This is a genomic window from Methylobacterium sp. C25, assembly GCF_021352225.1.
In the GTDB taxonomy this organism is placed as follows: domain Bacteria; phylum Pseudomonadota; class Alphaproteobacteria; order Rhizobiales; family Beijerinckiaceae; genus Methylobacterium.
On the sequence record NZ_JAAUVI010000002.1, the window covers coordinates 680277 to 696578 of the forward strand.

Consider the following 16302-nt stretch of genomic DNA (forward strand, 5'->3'; position numbering starts at 1 on the left):
CCGACGAAACCATCCGTGGCCTGCCTATGGGACGCCACGGATGGCGACGCGCTGAGGGGCAGAGAGCGCGGCTGACCCGGATCGGCACGGGCCGCAGCGCTCTCCTGCGTTTCCCTTCCCCGCTGGCCTCCTCTATATGTCCACCGCGACGCCGTCGGGCCGCTCGCCACTACGAAGCCGCATGACAGGCCATATTTCTCCTCGCGACCCCACTGCCTTCAGCACCTCGGACAGCCGCGGCTTCGGCCAAGTCGATACCTGGGTGTTCGACCTCGACAACACGCTCTATCCGAGCGACGCCCGGGTCTGGCCGCAGGTGGACGAGCGCATCACGCTCTACGTCATGGGCCTATACGGCCTCGATGGGATCTCGGCGCGGGCGCTGCAGAAGTATTTCTACCACCACTACGGCACGACGCTGAAGGCGCTGATGGTCGAGGACGGCGTCGACCCGCACGACTTCCTCGACTTCGCGCACGACATCGATCACTCGACCATCAAGCTCGACGAGGCCCTCGGCGCGGCCATCGAGCGGCTGCCCGGCCGCAAGCTGATCCTCACAAACGGCTCGCGCCGCCATGCTGAACGCGTGGCGGACAAGCTCGGCATCCTCGATCATTTCGAGGACGTGTTCGACATCGCCGCCGCCGACTTCGTGCCGAAGCCGGAGCGCGTGACGTATGAGCGATTTCTCGACCGTCACGGCGTCGATCCGGAGCGCTCGGCCCTGTTCGAGGACATCGCCCGCAACCTGATCGTGCCGCATGATCTCGGCATGGCGACGGTGCTTGTCGTGCCGCCCATCCCCGATCCGTTCCGCGAGCGCTTCGAACAGGAAGCGGTGCAGGAACCGCATATCGACCACATCACCAGCGATCTCGCGGGCTTTCTCCAGACCTGCGTCTTGCCGCAAACCGCGACGGAAGCCGGATGAGCGACCGCTCCCACGAACGCGCGCCGAGCCTCGCCGAGATCGAGGCCATCGCGGAGGAGGCCTTCGCGGGTCTGCCCTTCGCCTTCCGTCGCCTTTGCGCGGGCGTGCGCATCCATGTCGATGATTTCCCCGACGACGCAACGCTCGACGAAATGAACTGCGAGAGCGAGTTCGACCTGCTCGGCCTGTTTCGCGGCGTGGGCCTCGCGCAATCTGGCGAGCCCACGACGGGCCAGATGCCCAACGCCGTGTGGCTCTACCGCCGGCCGCTTCTCGATTACTGGGCCGAACATGACGAGACGCTCGGCCACCTCGTCACCCACGTCCTGATCCACGAGATCGGCCACCATTTCGGCCTGTCCGACGGGGACATGGATCGGATCGAGGCGCAGGCGGACCGCTGAAAATTCAGCCAGGGAGCTTCGGCAGCAAACTCGCCTTCGGGCGGCTTGCCCGGAATTGCCCCTGCTCGATTGCCACGAAGGCGAGGATCGCAATGGCGAGCGAGGTCAGCCACCAGATCGCCGTGAGGCCGACGCCGACGCAGCCGATCGTGAAGGCCGTGGCGAAGGCGGCAATGGCGCCGGGTACCAACAGCGAGGTATCGCGGCCGGTCCTGCGAATCGCAGCATAGAGAGCGAAGGCCGCTGCGAAGGCGCCGACGATGCCGAGTTCGAACCAGAGCTCGAAGAGCATCGTGGTCGGCGCATTCATCGGCAAAAGGTTCACGAAGCGGCCGCGCAGGGCCGTCTCGAAGCCGTGGCCGGTGATCAGCCGCAGTGGCTCGGAGGTCACCAACTTCTGCCAGATCTTGAGCGAGATCGAGCTCGGGGCGGTCGAGCCGACGATAAGCGAGACGATTGGCCGGAGCAGGAACGGCAACAGCGGCGCGAGCGCCAGGAGCAGTGCCACCGCGAGCGCGGTGACCCGGACGCCGAGGCTTTGTCGATAGGTCGTCAGGGCGAAGGCCAGCGCGCCAACGCCTAGCGCAAGGAGCGGCGTCAGGCCGGGTGCAAGCAGCAGCGCGCCAGCCACGAGCAGGGCGGTCGCCAGGGCTCCGGTGTCGCGGCGGCGAGAGCGCAGCCACGCCACGGCCGGCCAGCACAGGATCGCGAGCAAGATGGCGCCGCGTTCCAGCGCGCCGTCGGCATCGCCGGCGTCGCGCATCATCGCGTCGCCGAACAGCCCGATCAGGATCGCGACGATTGCCGCCGCTCCGACGCCGAGCGGCAGCAGATAGAGGTTGGCCGAACGCATCCGGTCAGGCAGCGCGAGATAGCCAGCGAGCGTCAGCCCTAGCGTCGCGATGAGATTGGCGAGGCGTTCGGTGGCGGGACCCGGAAAGGGTGTCCAGGCCAGCGACAATGCTGACCAGAACACCATCAGCATGGCGGCGGCGAAGGCAGGTGAGCGCACCAGGCGCTTGACGCTTGTGCCTGGCGGCCGGTTCTTGCGGTCGATAGCGCTGGCGATGATCAGCAGGACGATGGTGATCGGAGCGAGCACCACCGTTGCACGGCGCGAGACCTGGGCCGCGACCGGCACGATCACGAACAGCGTGAAGAAGCCGATGCGCCGCAGCAAGGCTGCTGCGTCGAGGGCCGGATCAGTGGAGGTGGGCGCACGCGCCATATTCAGACCAAGTCCGGCGCAGCCAGCGGATGCTGGCACGGTCATGTTTCTCCTAGATAACTCGACGCTTCAACGCTGTAGGGCTCCTGCAACACCTGTGCCCCGACGGACAAGCGTTTGTGAGCGTTCAAACCGCGCGCGTTGCGGGGGCCGGACGGCGGCCACGGCGACCCATGCTGCGCCCGAGATCCGCGATGATCCGCCAGCCGCCCCAGGCGACAAGGAAGCCGACGAAGCCGGCGACCAGGCCGTCCGTCGTGGTTGGCACGGCCGGCTGATAGTCGCGATAAGCCGCACTGGCGACGGCCATATCGGGATTGCGGGCCACCGCGACCGTCTTGCCGAGCGGGGAGGACGCGGCGTCGATCGCCTGCTTCTGCGCGTCCAGAGCCTTGAAACGCTCGACATCGCCGCGCACTGCGTCGCCCCGGCGTGCGACGAGTGCATCCGCATTCTTGCGCAGGTTCTCGATGGCGCTCTCGCGGGTGTTACCGGTGGCCTGCGCATCCGCATCCAGAGTCGCGATCTGGCGGCGCAATTCCTCTATCGCGCCCCCGAGTCGCTGTGCGTATTGCTGAGCGAATTCAGGCGCTTGAGCCGCGATGGCAGCGCCGATCAAGCCGAGTGCGAGGCCGAATGTGCGGATGACCCGAAACACGATTGTCTCCTCGATTGCCCGAGGACAAAAGCATGACCGGCATGCCTGTTCCAACCGTCCCGATCACGAAGATGCAGGGATCGTGGCGATCACGTCCTCGTGGGTCACGTCGGAGAGTGGCTTGGCGATCTTGCCGGCCACGCTGCGCACGCCCGGCGCCATCACCAGGATCACGGTCTCGAAGCCTGGACAGGCCGGATCGGCGCAGACGATCTCGTTGACCTTTACGACGACGGCCTCGCCGTAGCCTCCGGCTTGGCGCGCCCACCCCTCGATCCTGCGTCGCTCGGCTTCGCCGGGGCGCGGTCTGCCAAAGCCGAACAGCGCCACGAAAACCCCTCAGCGCGGGAGGGTCAGGATGCCGGCCTGCCCATCGGCGCAGCCGAAGGCGAGGCGGCCGCCGGAGCCATCCCAGGCGAGTGCCGAGATACCGCTGTCCTTGACGGCCGGCCGCACCAGCAATTCGGCTGCATCGGTAAAGCGCACGAGCAGGATGCAGCCGTCCTCGTAGCCGATGGCGAGGACCAGCGCCTTGGGGTGGAAGGCGACGCGCGAGACTCGGGCGGGCCGTACGCCGCATTCGCGAGGCGCCTTTCCGGTCGGGCCTTCCTTGCTGTCGAACGGCCAGACGATGGCAGCTTCCGCACCGCTCGTCGCCAGCCAGTCGCCGTCATGCGACCAGGCGGTGGAGCGCACTTTGGCCGGATATCCCGACATCCGCATATGGCCGCGGTCGGGCTGAAGGCGCCAGCCATGCAGAGCATTCTCCTGCATCGTCGAGATGACGAAACGGCCGTCGGCCGACCAGGTCACATCGAGATGCGAGCCCTTCCACTCGACGAACTCCGCAGGTGTCTCGAGATTCGGATACCAGAGGCTGACGCCATTGTAGTGCGCGACGGCCAAGCGATAGCCCTTCGGCGCGAAGGCGAGCCCGCGGGCACTGGAGGGGGCGCTGAACGTCCTCTCGCGGCCCTTGGCATCGCGCGCCGTGACGTTGCGGCCGACCGAGTAAGCGACTCCACCATCGGGGTGCAGCGCCAGGGCGTCGATCCAGGCGCCTCCCTTGGCGACAGCGATCTCACTGGCGGAGCCATCTGCGCCGACTGCCATCACCCGGCCGTCGTCGCCTCCGGTGACGAGACGGCGCGCATCGCCAGTCGCGACCAGAATGCCGCCGTCGCCGTGTGGGGTCACCACTTGCCGCTCGTCGCCATGGACCAGCACGACGCCGCCCTCAGCCAGCGCCAGGGCCAGCGTGTCCTTGAGCCAATGCGCGAGAGTGACGTGCGCACCAGTGGCGAGCGGCGCGACGTGATCGGTCAGGGAGGGAACACTGGAGCTCATCCGGGCGGGCCTAATCGAGACGGGAGCGAGGTCAAGAGGAAGGCTTCACGATCGCTTTGCCGGTAACGAGCGCAGCGGTCGCCGCCCAGGCTGCGAGCGCCGCCATGATCACAGCCGGAAACGCGAGCGCATCGATGTCGTAGTGGGTGTGGCAGACCGTGCCAGCGATGGCGCCCACCATCAGCGCCAACCAGACGAGCCCGTCGCCAGCCCAGCCGAAACGCGCGCCGCGGCCAGCCAGAGCCAGGGCGACTTTCTGGCCGAACGAGAACAGCGCGCCGGTGACGAAGGTCGTGCCCGCGCGAAAGCCCTGGATATGGGCGAGCACCGCATTCTGCGTGCCCATCGCAAGCGACAGAAACAGGGCGGCCGTGCCGAGTCGCAATTGCTCGTGCGCGCTCAGGAAGGCCGAGGCCACGGCGATGGTCTCGAAGGCGAGGATGGCCGGCGTCGCCCAGCGCTCCGGCGCCAGCGCCGCGATGGCACCCCCCATCACCGCCCCGACGAGGAAGGCCAGGATCAGCAGGAAGGGCAGAAGCGCATGCTGCCCCTCGCCGTGCCCGATGGCGACGGCGAGCTGGGTCGTGTTGCCGCTCATCAGCGAGGTGTAGAGGCCGCCGAGCCGGATGAAGCCGATGGCGTCGATGAAGCCGGCAAGCGCCGTGAGCATGAGCCCGAAGGCGATCAGGATCGGTCGGCTCACCGCCTGGGCTCTCCCGGAAAGCACTTATTAACGCGAGGGGCCGAAAGGTTAACGATTCGGTTACCAGTTCGGCGCAAATCGAGGGAATCACGGTGAACGACGGCCTTAGCGGAGCCGTTGGTCCGGCGATCCGAAAGCTTTGCCGTTGCAGGGTTTCGGGTGAGTTGGAGTTCCCTCATGCTGCCCTTCGCCTGTGTTCCCGCCGTCCCCGCCTTCCGCCTCGACGGCATGGCCGATCGCGTCGTTCTCGTGGTCGAGGATGAGTTCATGGTCTGCGAGCTGACCGCCGAGGCCCTGCACGACGAGGGCTACCGCGTGCTGACCGCCGCGGATGCGCTCGAGGCAGAGGAGATCCTCGCGCAGGAGCGGGTCGACCTGCTCTTCACCGATATCGACTTGGCCCGCAACACCAACGGCTTGGCGCTTGCGCACCGCGCCCGCTGCCGGCGCCCGGACCTTCCGGTGGTCTACACCTCTGGTGGCTGCGGCGGCCTGTCGGAGAACGAAGCGGTTTGCGACTCCGTCTTCGTGCCGAAGCCCTACCTTCCGAGCGACATCGTCGCGCTCACCAACGACATCCTCCGTCGCGCCGCGAGCCCACTTCACGTTTGAAGGGCCGTGCAACCACGCGACAGCTCGGCAGTTTGCCCAGCGCGCGCATGCGCCCTCCAGTGCCCGTGATGATCGAAGGACCGCTTCCCATGCGCCCTGCCCTGCCGACGGCCCTCGTGATCCTGCTGGCGAGCGCCTGTGCGGCCTCCGCGGCCTGCGACGTGAAGGGGCTGAAGCTCGAACAGGAGATCGTGGACAAGAAGGAGCTGCAGGATCCGGCCAATGAGCAGACGGTGCGCGACCTGCGCACGCTGCGCGACGCGGCGATCGTCCTCGACGCCTTCAAGTTCGAGCCGGAATGCGAGCGCCTCGTCGCCATCGTCCGGCAGCTGACGGCACAGCCGATCAAGACGATCGAGCGCGGTGGCGACACCGACGAGGAGAAGGCCGAGGAGATCGAGCAAGAGCGCGAGCCGAAGGCTCAAGCGAAGCCGAAGTAAGGAACCTCGCGCCTTCAGGGCCCAGTGCCCGGCCTCAGTGGCGGATCCTCGGCGGCTGGCGTGTCGGAACCCTGCTCTCCCCCGCGTTTGGCGGCGAGGCGGGCGACCTTCTCGGCGATCCGACTGCGAAGTGTTTCCGATAGCTCGACGTCGATCAGGCGCCACGACCAGTTGTGCAGGCGGAGCCGCAGCTTGAATTGCTGGGGTCCTTTGCGATTCGGCGGCACGGCGACGACCACCGTGCGGAAGCCCCGCATCTCCGAGACGGTGTAGAAGGCGGCGAGCCGGCTGATCCGGTCGGCCCTCAGCCCATTGGACACGAAGAGCTGCGGTGGGTTCGGCAGGTCGAGGCTCTGAGGCCATCCGTCGTTCAGCAGATCGATCGTGGTCTGCGGCGTAACCAGCGTCTCGGCGAGCGGGAGCGCCAACGCCCCGGCGATATCGTTGATCCTCTGGCGATCACGCGGCTCCAGATCGGCGCTGCCGATCTTAATCGCGGTCGTGAGCTGGCGCGTCAGCGAAAGGCGCAGCGCGCGGAAATTGACGTGCTTCTCGACATAGGCGGCGTCGTCCGACTGAACCGCATGAGCGAGATCGTACAGCGCCCAAAGCGGAGTCAGCGTGAACGCGAACCAGCTGAGCGCCGCCACGATCGGGATGAGCCACCAACGCATGCAGCAGCCCGCGTCAGGTAACAGACGAGCGGTTGGACCGTGCCATCACGCGTCCACCCGCCACGCCTCATGGCGGGTGAAGGCTGCCACCACGGTCTCGTAGACGGACCGTTTGAAGGGGATGATCAGACCCGCCGTCGCCGCCAGCCGCTCCCAGCGCCAGGCGTCGAATTCAGGCTTGTGGGCGCCGCCGGCCGGATGGTCGATGTCGATTTCGTCGTCCGGCCCGGTGAAGCCGAAGGCGAACCATTTCTGGGCCTGCCCACGATAGCGGCCCTTCCAGGATTGCTTGAGCAACTCGGGCGGCAGATCGTAGGTCAGCCAGCCTTCGGTCTGTCCAAGCAGTGTGACCGAGCCGGGGGAGACATTGGTCTCTTCGTAAAGCTCGCGCAAAGCCGCATCTTCCGCTGCCTCGCCCTCGTCGATCCCGCCCTGCGGCATCTGCCAAGCATGGGATTGCGCAACGGGATCGCCGATGCCGCGCCGCCGCCCCAGAAAGACCAATCCATTGCGGTTGAACAACGCGATCCCGACGCAGGGTCGGTAGGCGGTGTCGTGTCGATCCTGGGGCTCGGGCGGAGAAACGCTCATCACCTCACGACCATAGGCTGGGCCGTGATCCGATCGCAATGACCGGTAGCCGCCTCAGTCAACGATCGGCCGATGAGAGCTTGGTTGTCGGCCGGCCGCCGCGCAGAGCCGTGCTGACCGGTACGAGCCGGATCCCACGGCTCTCGAGGTCACGCGCCCAGCGGGCGATGCGATCGATCGAGAGTTGCTGAGCGCTCGCTGATCCGAGGGCGAAACCATTCTTCTTCGCCTGCGCTTCGAGGTGCGCCAATTCCCGATCGATCGCATCCGGCCGTGCGACAGCATCGATCACGATCTCGGCGCGGGCATTGGGGGTCTTGAACTTTCCCGCGCTCTCGGCCGCCTTCGAGCCTTGAACGGCACCGTCGTCGATGAAGCCGAGACCGCGCGCTCCAACCTCCTTCATGACGGGTTCCATGGCGTTGGAATCGCTCATGAGCTTACCGCCCATGAAGTTTACGAGGCCGACAAAACCGGAGAAGCGGCTCATCGCCCAGGCGAGACGGTCGAGGTTCTCGGCCGGGCGCGATGACGCCAGAAGCGTCTGTGGACCGGGATCGCTGTCGGGATAGTCGAACGGCTCCATCGGCGTCTGGAGCAGCAGCTCGTGGCCGGCCTCGCGGGCGCGCGCAGCCGTCTTTTCGAGGTCCGAGGCGTAAGGCGAGAGGGCGAGGCTGATTGCGGGCGGGAGGCGCGCGATGGCCGAGGCGGTGGCCGCCTGACCGATGCCGATCCCTGAGACCAGGACCGCGATGCGGGCCGAACCCGATCCGTTGTCGGGGCGCGCATAGACGTCCAAGGCCCGTAGGCGCCCCTCGCCGATCTTCGGCATCGTGCCGTGCCGGCCGCGCTCGGTCAGGCGCGGATCGGGAGCCGAAGCGAGGTGGGTCGAATCAGGCGTCGGCACGCGGATGATGACAGCCTCTTCCGGCGCGGAGGTGCCGGCCGGACGGGTCACCGTTACGCCGGAGACCTTTTCGACCTCCTGCGCGGAGCTGTGAGAGGAGGATGAAGCCGCCTTCTCAGGCTGCGCCTCAACCGATGCAACGGCAGCAGGATTCTGCGCGGCGGGGGCCTCGCGAACCACGATGGTCGCGGTTGCGCGGGGCTCACCGCCGTGTGGATCGCCTGCCCAGGCGAGCAGGCCGACACCGATTGCGGCGGCTCCGCCGAGGGCTGGCGCCACGTAGCGCATGTAGGGCTTCAGCAGCGCGAGACGGCTCGGCTTCGGCGCGTCGACGCCGAGGGGACGGGTGAGGATATCGTCGGAAGGCTCGCTCACCGCTGTTCCAGGCCCAAGCGCAGTAGCGGGACAGCGTAAACGCAAGACGGCCCGCAGCATCGGTCTCGACCGACATTGCGGGCCGTCATGGTTAACGCATCGCTAATCCGCAGCACGAAAGCCGCGAAAGACTGCGCCTAAGGCTCAGTTCTGCGTCGGCGACTTGGCGATGTTGGCGGCGCCCTTTTGGATGCCGTGCAGGAAGTCGACGGCGGCGATGAGCTGCTTGTCCTTGGCCGGGTCCGGCGGAATGTAAGCCGAGGAACCGCCGCGCTCTTCGACGTCCTTCTGCTTGAGGTGGCCCTTCAGGCCGGCCTCGCCCTTGGTCTCGTCCTTGCCCTTCAGGTCCTCCGGGACGTCCTGCAGGATCTCCTGATCCGGCTCGATTCCCTTGGCTTGGATGGAGCGACCCGACGGCGTGTAGTAGCGCGCCGTGGTCAGGCGCAGAGCGCCTTGGCCACCGAGCGGGATGATCGACTGCACCGAACCCTTGCCGAAGGAGCGCGTGCCCATGATGGTCGCGCGCTTGTGATCCTGCAGGGCGCCGGCGACGATCTCGGAAGCCGAGGCCGCGCCGCCATTCACCAGCACGACGACTGGCTTGCCCTTGGCAAGGTCGCCCGGCTTAGCTGAGAAGCGCTGGGTTTCGTCCGGGTTGCGGCCGCGGGTCGAGACGATTTCGCCACGATCGAGGAAGGCATCGGACACCGATACGGCCTGATCGAGCAAGCCGCCCGGGTTGTTGCGCAGGTCGAGAACGTAGCCCTTGACCTTGTCGGCGCCGATATCGGTGTTGAGCTTGTCGATGGCCGTCTTCAGGCCGTCGAACGTCTGCTCGTTGAACTGGGTCAGGCGGATATAGCCGATGTCGTTGCCCTCGACCTTCGAGCGCACCGGGCGAATCTTGATGATGTCACGGTTGAGCGTGACCTCGATCGGCTCCTTGGCCTCCTTGCGCGAGATCTTCAGCTTCACCGGCGAATTCACGGGGCCGCGCATCTTGTCCACGGCCTGGTTGAGGGTCATGCCCTGAACCTGGTCCTCGTCAATCTGCGTGATGATGTCGTTGGCGAGCAGGCCCGCCTTGGAGGCCGGGGTGTCATCGATCGGCGAGACGACCTTGATCAGGCCGTCCTCCATCGTGACCTCGATGCCGAGACCGCCGAATTCACCGCGGGTGGTGGTCTGCATGTCGCGGAACGCCTTGGCGTCCATGTAGCTCGAATGCGGGTCGAGCGAGGTCAGCATGCCGTTGACGGCAGTCTCGATCAGCTTCGATTCCTCGGGCTTCTCGACGTAGTCGGTGCGCACCTTCTCGAAGACGTCACCGAACAGGCTGAGCTGGCGGTAGGTTTCGGCCGAGGCCGCCACCGCGCTCGTGCCCGAAAGCAGGTGAGTCTGCGTCGAAACCGCGGTCACGCCGGCGCCGAGGAACGCGCCGAACAGGACGAGGGACACCTTGCGCATTATCCGCGAACCTTCTCGCTGGGGCTCTTCGCCCACCAAGGCTCCGGATCAATGGAGCCGCCGTCTTTTCTGAACTCGACGTACAGGACTGGATCGCCCCGATCATCGTCCTTCGATGACGCAGTTTGCGACGTATTTACGGCCGAACCGCCCGTGCCACCCTCGCCCATGGCTCCGACCGGCTCACCCGCGAGCACGAACTGACCGACCTCGACGTCGATCCGATCCATGCCTGCAAGCAAGAGATAGTAGCCGTCGCCAGCGTTGATGATCAAGAGTCGGCCGTATGAGCGGAACGGCCCTGCGAACGATACCCATCCGTCGGCCGGGGACGATACGCTGGCCTTCGGGCGGGTGGTAAACGACACGCCGCGCATAGTGCCGCCATTGCCATCGGGCTGGTTGAAACCGCGCACCAGATTGCCGCTGACGGGCTTCGGGACGTCCCCGCGGAGGTCGGCGAACTTCACCTTCGGGGCGAGCCGAGCCGGATCACGGAAGCCTGCAGCGGCAAAACGCTCCTGCGTCGCCTTGGCCTCACGCTCTTGGGCCGCCTTGGCCTCGTCGGCTGCGCGCCGCGCCGTGGAGACCTCGCTCTCCATCTTGTCGATGAGATCTTTCAGCGATTTCGCCTGCGTGCCGAGCTCGGCCGTGCGCTGGCGTTCCGCGGAAAGATTGCCTTCGACCTCGGCCATCCGTTTGCGGCGCGCCTCAACCAAGGCGTCGAGGCGCTGCTTCTCCTTTGCCCAACCGGCGAGGTCGTTCTTCAAGCTTTCGCGATCGGAGGCGATCTGCCCGCGCACGCGGACAAGCTCCGTCAGATCGGCGGCGAGTGTCTCGGCCTCGCCGCGCAGCTCGGGCACCACGGCGCCGAGCAGCATCGAGGTTCGGATCACGGCCAGCACGTCCTCGGGCCGGACCAGCACAGCGGGAGGCGGGCGCCGGCCCATGCGCTGGAGGGCCGCCAGGATCTCAGCGATGACGTTGCGGCGCGCATCGAGCGACTTGCGGATCGCACCTTCGCTATTGCTGAGGTTCTTCAGGCGCTCTTCCAGCCGGCTCAGCCGGTCTTCCGTCGCCTGGGCCTGACGCCCGGCGTCAAGCAGCGCGAGGTTCAGTTTCGCCCTGTCGTTGCCGATCGAAGATATTTCGGCTTCGAGGCTTCCGCGGTTCGCTGCGCTGGCGTCGAGCGCATCCTGAATCTGCTTGAGGCTCTCGGCGCGGCGGTTTTTTTCCTCGATCGTGCGCTGGATCGCCTCGGGATCCTTTACCTCCTGTGCGAGCAACGGTGCCGCCAGCCCGAGAAGAGCGGCAGTCCACAAGCCCGCGATCTTGCGCGCTCGTCGCGTCATCGTCTCGTTCAGCGGCATTCAGCCCTCAGGCCTCTCCGCGATGGTACGGATGGCCGGCCAGGATGGTTAGGGTCCGATACATCTGCTCGAAGACAAGCACGCGCACCAGACCGTGCGGCAGTGTCGCTGCTCCGAAGGCGAGAATAAGGTCGGCGCGCGACCGAACCGAGTCGTTGAGACCATCCGGGCCGCCGATCACCATGGCGAGCATCGATCGGCCTTCATCGCGCCACCGACCGATCCGTCCCGCGATGGCCTCGCTCGCGAGATCGGAGCGACCGCGTTCGTCGAAGGTGATGACCGCCGCCTCGTTCGGCACTTTCGCGAGAATCGCCGCGCCTTCCTCCGCCTGCCGGTCAGCCGCCCGACGGGCACGGCTCTCGGGCAACTCGATCAGATCGAGCACCGGAAGGCCCTGGCCGCGGCCGAGCACAAGGCTCCTGTCGAGGTAGCGCGCCGCGTGATCGCGTTCGATGCCGGGTTTCAGCCGGCCCACGGCAATGGCTTGAATGTTCACGGGACAGGAACTTACCGACGAGGGCCAATCCGGTCAGCACCTGCACGATCGTGCGTAGAAAGGACAGCCGTCAGTGTGATGCGTAAGCCGCCGCCAGAGCGTGGGGAAAGGCCGGGTGACCGTCCGCGAAAGCGATCAGCGAGAGAGTGAGACCAAGCGCCGCAGCATAGCCGATCGCGAAGAAGTCGCGGTTGGGCGCTCCCGAAATCAGGAACAGCAGGGCGAAGGGGATGCTTTGCAGGGCCAATGCGGCAGCGACGTTCATCGAGCGATCCAGCGTTGATCGGTCTACAATGATCGATATCGGCGACCCATCAGGCCGCCGATACCGTGGATGTCAGCGTCCGGTTCGACGCCTCTCAGTGCGATGCCACCGGCATCGGCGAACCATTGGAGGCGTGGTGGCGCACGAGCATCGGGCGCAGCACCACTACCGCCAGGAAGGCCGCCAGCAGATCAAGCGCTGCGACGGTGTAGAGCACGGTCGCCCAGGTTCCGGTCGCCTGCATGATGATGTTGCCGACCGGCACGAAGAGTGCCGCGAGGCCCTTCGCGCAGTAGAGCACACCGTAGATCTTGCCGATGTGCTTCGATCCGAAGGTGTCCGCCGCCGTCGCACTGAACAGCGAGTAGACCTCCCCCCAAGCCAGGAACACGATGCCGGACAAGATCACGAAGGCCCAGGGATTCGAGCCGAAGTAGCCGAGCGCCACGATGCCGATGCCCTCGAGCGAGAAGGCGATGAACATCGTGTATTCGCGGCCGATCCGGTCGGAGACCCAGCCGAAGAGCGGGCGAGAGATGCCGTTCATGATGCGGTCGAGCATCAAGGCGAACGGCAGGGCCGCCATGGCGAAGAAATACAGGTTCACCTGGAAATTCTTCACGCCGAGGTCCTGTGCGATCACCCCGAGTTGCGCGACCGCCATCAGGCCACCCGTGACGGTGCAGGTGAACATCAGGAGCATCACCCAGAAGACCCTTTGGCTCAGGGCTTCACGTAGCGTGTAGTCACGCCGGCTCTGCAGCACCTTGGTCGAAAAGGTCACCTCGCCCTTCGCCGGTCCGCGCAGGAACAGGGCCGCGAACATGATCACCGCGCCCTGGATCAGGCCGAAGGTGAAGAAGGCCTGCTGATAGCTGCCGGCTGCGATCATGTTGGCGATCGGCAGGATGGTCAGGGCCGAGCCGGCACCGTAGCCGCCCGCCGTGAGACCGACCGCCAGTCCACGCTTATCCGGGAACCACTTCAAGGCGTTGTTGATGCAGGTCGCGTAGACGCAACCGACGCCGATGCCTCCGACGATGGCGCCGAGATAGAAGCCCCAAAGCGAATCCGCATAGGAATTGATGATCCAGGCAAGGCCCGTCATCAGGCCGCCGAACAGCACGACGCGGCTCGGGCCGTACTTGTCGATGAAGTACCCTTCGATCGGCGTCAGCCAGGTTTGGACAATGACGAAGATCGTGAAGGCGACCTGGATAGCGGCGCGATCCCAGCCGAAGGTCTTCTGAATTTCCGGGACGAACAGCGTCCAGGCGTATTGGATGTTCGCGGCAGCCACCATGCAGGCGACGCCAAAGCCCAGTTGCAGCCATCGGTTCGCGCTCGTGCGCTCCGCGATCGGCGCGGTGGCCGTAATTTCCATGTCTGACCTCCCTCGTCGATGTGCTGACGTCCGGCATGTGCTCCCGGGTCTGCCGATGTGTTCGTCAGCGTGCCGCCTTCACGGCAGCTGATATACAATATTTTGCATATCTCGGAGGCATGCAAATGCAATATTTTGCACATGCAAGGTTAAATCAATGGATTAAAAACCTCATCTGAACGTATGCTGATCAATCGCACGACAACATCAATCGACTAGCCATGACGACGTCGATGAATACAACGATTGCAGATTTTTAGATAGCGCGAGGGATTATCGACGAAGCGATGATCGTGGGACGCGACGGGGTCCCGATCGAACCGCAGCGCGGATCAGCGCATCCGACCGGGCCGGTTGCCTTGCGCCCAATCGAGCGCCTGCTCCAGCCGGTCGTTCCCCCAGAACAGCTCACCATCCCCGATCAGGAAGCTCGGCGCACCGTAGATGCCACGCGAGCGAGCCTCCTCCCCCGCCAGCTTCAGACGCCCCTTATTGGTGTCCGATGAAGCCGCTTTGAGGATCGAGGCGCCGTCGAGCCCGAGTCTGTCGAGGATCGAGGAAACGGCATGGGGCTCCGCGATGGAGCAGCCCTTCGCGAACGAAGCCTCGAAGGCGGCCTTGGTGAAGGGCACCAGCCAGTCCTGGTCTGCGCCATAGATCGCTACGCGGGTAGCAACGAGCGAATTCTGAGGAAATGGATTCGGCCGGGTGATCGGCGGCAGCGAAAGCCGCGCGGCCTCCCGATCAAGGTCGCGCCACATGTTGCGACCCTTCACGGGGTAGATGTTGAAGGGTGAGTTGTTCCAGCCTTGCGCCGCGAAGATCGGCCCGAGCAGGAACGGCCGCCAGCGCAGATCGACCTCGGCCGCCTCGGCCAGCGCTTCGACCCGCATCACCGCGAGATAGGAATAGGTGGAGGCGAACTCGTACCAGAATTCGAGGGTCGGCCGCCGCGCCATTCGTCGAATCTCCGGGGAGCTACTACAATTTGAGTGTCTTGCGAGAGCGTGGCCGCTGCAAGGCCGTTTTGCGTCGCAGCCAGCGGAAGACACAGGTCGCCAGACTCGCCGGTGAACGCCGGGCAGCCGGCATGGTTGCGCGGCTCGCGACTCCGCTGTTAAGCCGCCGGTTCCCGGCCGCCCGATACGAATGTCTGCTCCATGACCGACGCCAACCCCGCTGCGCCCCCCGTGAAGAAGGTCGTACTCGCCTATTCAGGCGGCCTCGACACCTCGATCATCCTGAAGTGGCTGCAGACCACCTATGGCTGCGAGGTCGTGACCTTTACCGCCGATCTCGGCCAGGGCGAGGAACTGGAGCCGGCCCGCAAGAAAGCGGAGCTGCTCGGCATCAAGCCGGAAAACATCTTTATCGAGGACCTGCGCGAGGAATTCGTGCGGGACTACGTCTTCCCGATGTTCCGGGCGAATGCCGTCTACGAGGGCGTTTATCTGCTCGGCACCTCGATCGCGCGGCCGCTGATCGCCAAGAAGCAGATCGAGATCGCCGAGAAGGTCGGGGCGGACGCGGTCTGTCATGGCGCCACCGGCAAGGGCAATGACCAGGTCCGGTTCGAGCTGGCCTACTATGCGCTCAAGCCCGACGTGACCGTGATCGCCCCCTGGCGCGAATGGGACCTGAAGAGCCGCGAGCAGCTCATCGCCTTCGCCGAACAGCACCAGATCCCGATCGCCAAGGACAAGCGCGGCGAGAGCCCGTTCTCGGTCGACGCCAACCTGCTGCACGCCTCCTCGGAGGGCAAGGTGCTGGAAGACCCGGCGCAGGAAGTGCCGGACTACGTTTATTCGCGCACGATCTCCCCGGAGGAGGCGCCCGACACGCCGACCGTCATCACCATCGGCTTCGAGAAGGGTGACGCCGTCTCGATCGACGGCGAGCGCCTGTCACCCGCCACGCTGCTGGCCAAGCTCAACCAGCTCGGCCACGACAACGGCATCGGCCGGCTCGACCTCGTCGAGAACCGCTTCGTCGGCATGAAGAGCCGCGGCATGTACGAGACGCCCGGCGGTACCATCCTGCTGCCGGCGCACCGCGCCATCGAGTCGATTACGCTGGACCGCGGCGCTGCGCACCTCAAGGACCAGATCATGCCGCAATATGCGGAGCTGATCTATAACGGCTTCTGGTTCTCGCCCGAGCGCGAGATGCTGCAGGCGCTGATCGACAAGAGCCAGGAGAAGGTCACCGGCGAGGTCCGGCTCAAGCTCTACAAGGGCGGCGTCCATGTCATCGGACGCACGAGCCCGCACTCGCTCTACGACCAAGACCTCGTCACCTTCGAGGAAGGCGCCGTGGCCTACGATCATCGCGACGCGGCCGGCTTCATCAAGCTGAATGCGTTGCGGCTGCGGACGCTGGCTCAGCGGAAGAAGCGCGAGGGGTGATCCTCTCTGGAGCGTCCGTGATCGATCGGACGCTCCGAA

General features: G+C 65.7%; 19 protein-coding genes. 5 read left to right on the forward strand and 14 right to left on the reverse strand.

Annotation, left to right across the window (positions count from 1 at the left end):
* Nucleotides 1-181: 181 nt before the first annotated feature.
* A complete protein-coding gene (locus tag HCU64_RS09590; protein ID WP_233383594.1) occupies nt 182-934 on the forward strand; it encodes a pyrimidine 5'-nucleotidase in 753 nt (250 codons plus the stop codon).
* A complete protein-coding gene (locus HCU64_RS09595; RefSeq protein WP_233383595.1) occupies nt 931-1338 on the forward strand; it encodes a metallopeptidase family protein in 408 nt (135 codons plus the stop codon). The genes HCU64_RS09590 and HCU64_RS09595 overlap by 4 nt, the downstream gene beginning before the upstream one ends.
* A 4-nt stretch (nt 1339-1342) precedes the next feature.
* Here HCU64_RS09595 and HCU64_RS09600 read toward each other — a convergent pair whose 3' ends face one another.
* The 5 genes from HCU64_RS09600 to HCU64_RS09620 form a co-directional block, all read right to left on the reverse strand.
* Complete coding sequence (locus HCU64_RS09600) at nt 1343-2566, reverse strand: peptide ABC transporter permease (protein ID WP_233383596.1); 1224 nt, start codon at nt 2564-2566, stop codon at nt 1343-1345.
* Nucleotides 2567-2693: 127 nt separating this feature from the next.
* On the reverse strand, nt 2694-3224 hold the full coding sequence (locus tag HCU64_RS09605; protein WP_233383597.1) for a DUF2937 family protein: 531 nt from the start codon (nt 3222-3224) through the stop codon (nt 2694-2696).
* Between the two features lie 63 nt (nt 3225-3287).
* On the reverse strand, nt 3288-3554 hold the full coding sequence (locus HCU64_RS09610) for a hypothetical protein (RefSeq protein ID WP_233383598.1): 267 nt from the start codon (nt 3552-3554) through the stop codon (nt 3288-3290).
* Between the two features lie 9 nt (nt 3555-3563).
* Complete coding sequence (locus tag HCU64_RS09615; RefSeq protein WP_233383599.1) at nt 3564-4571, reverse strand: WD40 repeat domain-containing protein; 1008 nt, start codon at nt 4569-4571, stop codon at nt 3564-3566.
* A 31-nt stretch (nt 4572-4602) separates the two neighbouring features.
* Entirely contained in the window at nt 4603-5274 is a 672-nt protein-coding gene (locus tag HCU64_RS09620; RefSeq protein WP_233383600.1) for a YoaK family protein, read from the reverse strand.
* Between the two features lie 177 nt (nt 5275-5451).
* Between HCU64_RS09620 and HCU64_RS09625 the strand changes: the two genes are divergently transcribed.
* Both HCU64_RS09625 and HCU64_RS09630 read left to right on the forward strand, forming a co-directional pair.
* Nucleotides 5452-5886 carry a response regulator gene (locus HCU64_RS09625; RefSeq protein ID WP_233383601.1) on the forward strand — a complete coding sequence of 145 codons (435 nt, stop codon included), beginning with the start codon at nt 5452-5454 and terminating at the stop codon, nt 5884-5886.
* Nucleotides 5887-5975: 89 nt separating this feature from the next.
* Nucleotides 5976-6326, forward strand: a complete 351-nt coding sequence (locus tag HCU64_RS09630; RefSeq protein ID WP_233383602.1) for a photosystem reaction center subunit H — start codon at nt 5976-5978, stop codon at nt 6324-6326.
* Nucleotides 6327-6340: 14 nt separating this feature from the next.
* Here the strand turns inward: HCU64_RS09630 and HCU64_RS09635 are convergent, their stop codons facing one another.
* The 9 genes from HCU64_RS09635 to HCU64_RS09675 form a co-directional block, all read right to left on the reverse strand.
* The gene (locus tag HCU64_RS09635; RefSeq protein WP_233383603.1) at nt 6341-7000 is read right to left on the reverse strand and encodes a DUF2939 domain-containing protein; all 660 of its coding nucleotides are present in this window, start codon (nt 6998-7000) and stop codon (nt 6341-6343) included.
* A 45-nt stretch (nt 7001-7045) separates the two neighbouring features.
* A complete protein-coding gene (locus tag HCU64_RS09640; RefSeq protein ID WP_233383604.1) occupies nt 7046-7591 on the reverse strand; it encodes an RNA pyrophosphohydrolase in 546 nt (181 codons plus the stop codon).
* A 58-nt stretch (nt 7592-7649) separates the two neighbouring features.
* Complete coding sequence (locus HCU64_RS09645) at nt 7650-8873, reverse strand: divergent polysaccharide deacetylase family protein (RefSeq protein WP_233383605.1); 1224 nt, start codon at nt 8871-8873, stop codon at nt 7650-7652.
* Nucleotides 8874-9017: 144 nt separating this feature from the next.
* On the reverse strand, nt 9018-10340 hold the full coding sequence (locus HCU64_RS09650; RefSeq protein WP_233383606.1) for a S41 family peptidase: 1323 nt from the start codon (nt 10338-10340) through the stop codon (nt 9018-9020).
* Nucleotides 10340-11692, reverse strand: coding sequence for a murein hydrolase activator EnvC family protein (locus tag HCU64_RS09655; RefSeq protein WP_233383682.1), 1353 nt, complete (start codon nt 11690-11692; stop codon nt 10340-10342). Before HCU64_RS09655 ends, HCU64_RS09650 begins: the two co-directional genes overlap by 1 nt.
* Nucleotides 11693-11717: 25 nt before the next feature.
* Nucleotides 11718-12209 carry a 23S rRNA (pseudouridine(1915)-N(3))-methyltransferase RlmH gene (gene rlmH / locus HCU64_RS09660; protein WP_233383607.1) on the reverse strand — a complete coding sequence of 164 codons (492 nt, stop codon included), beginning with the start codon at nt 12207-12209 and terminating at the stop codon, nt 11718-11720.
* Between the two features lie 70 nt (nt 12210-12279).
* Nucleotides 12280-12474: a hypothetical protein gene (locus HCU64_RS09665; RefSeq protein WP_233383608.1), complete on the reverse strand. Its 195-nt coding sequence runs from the start codon at nt 12472-12474 to the stop codon at nt 12280-12282.
* A gap of 94 nt (nt 12475-12568) precedes the next feature.
* Nucleotides 12569-13858 (reverse strand): oxalate/formate MFS antiporter, encoded by a 1290-nt coding sequence (gene oxlT, locus HCU64_RS09670; protein ID WP_267922234.1) that lies wholly within the window; start codon nt 13856-13858, stop codon nt 12569-12571.
* A 332-nt stretch (nt 13859-14190) separates the two neighbouring features.
* Complete coding sequence (locus HCU64_RS09675) at nt 14191-14817, reverse strand: 2-hydroxychromene-2-carboxylate isomerase (RefSeq protein ID WP_233383609.1); 627 nt, start codon at nt 14815-14817, stop codon at nt 14191-14193.
* Nucleotides 14818-15018: 201 nt separating this feature from the next.
* Between HCU64_RS09675 and HCU64_RS09680 the strand changes: the two genes are divergently transcribed.
* Nucleotides 15019-16263, forward strand: coding sequence for an argininosuccinate synthase (locus HCU64_RS09680; RefSeq protein ID WP_233383610.1), 1245 nt, complete (start codon nt 15019-15021; stop codon nt 16261-16263).
* Nucleotides 16264-16302 lie beyond the last annotated feature (39 nt).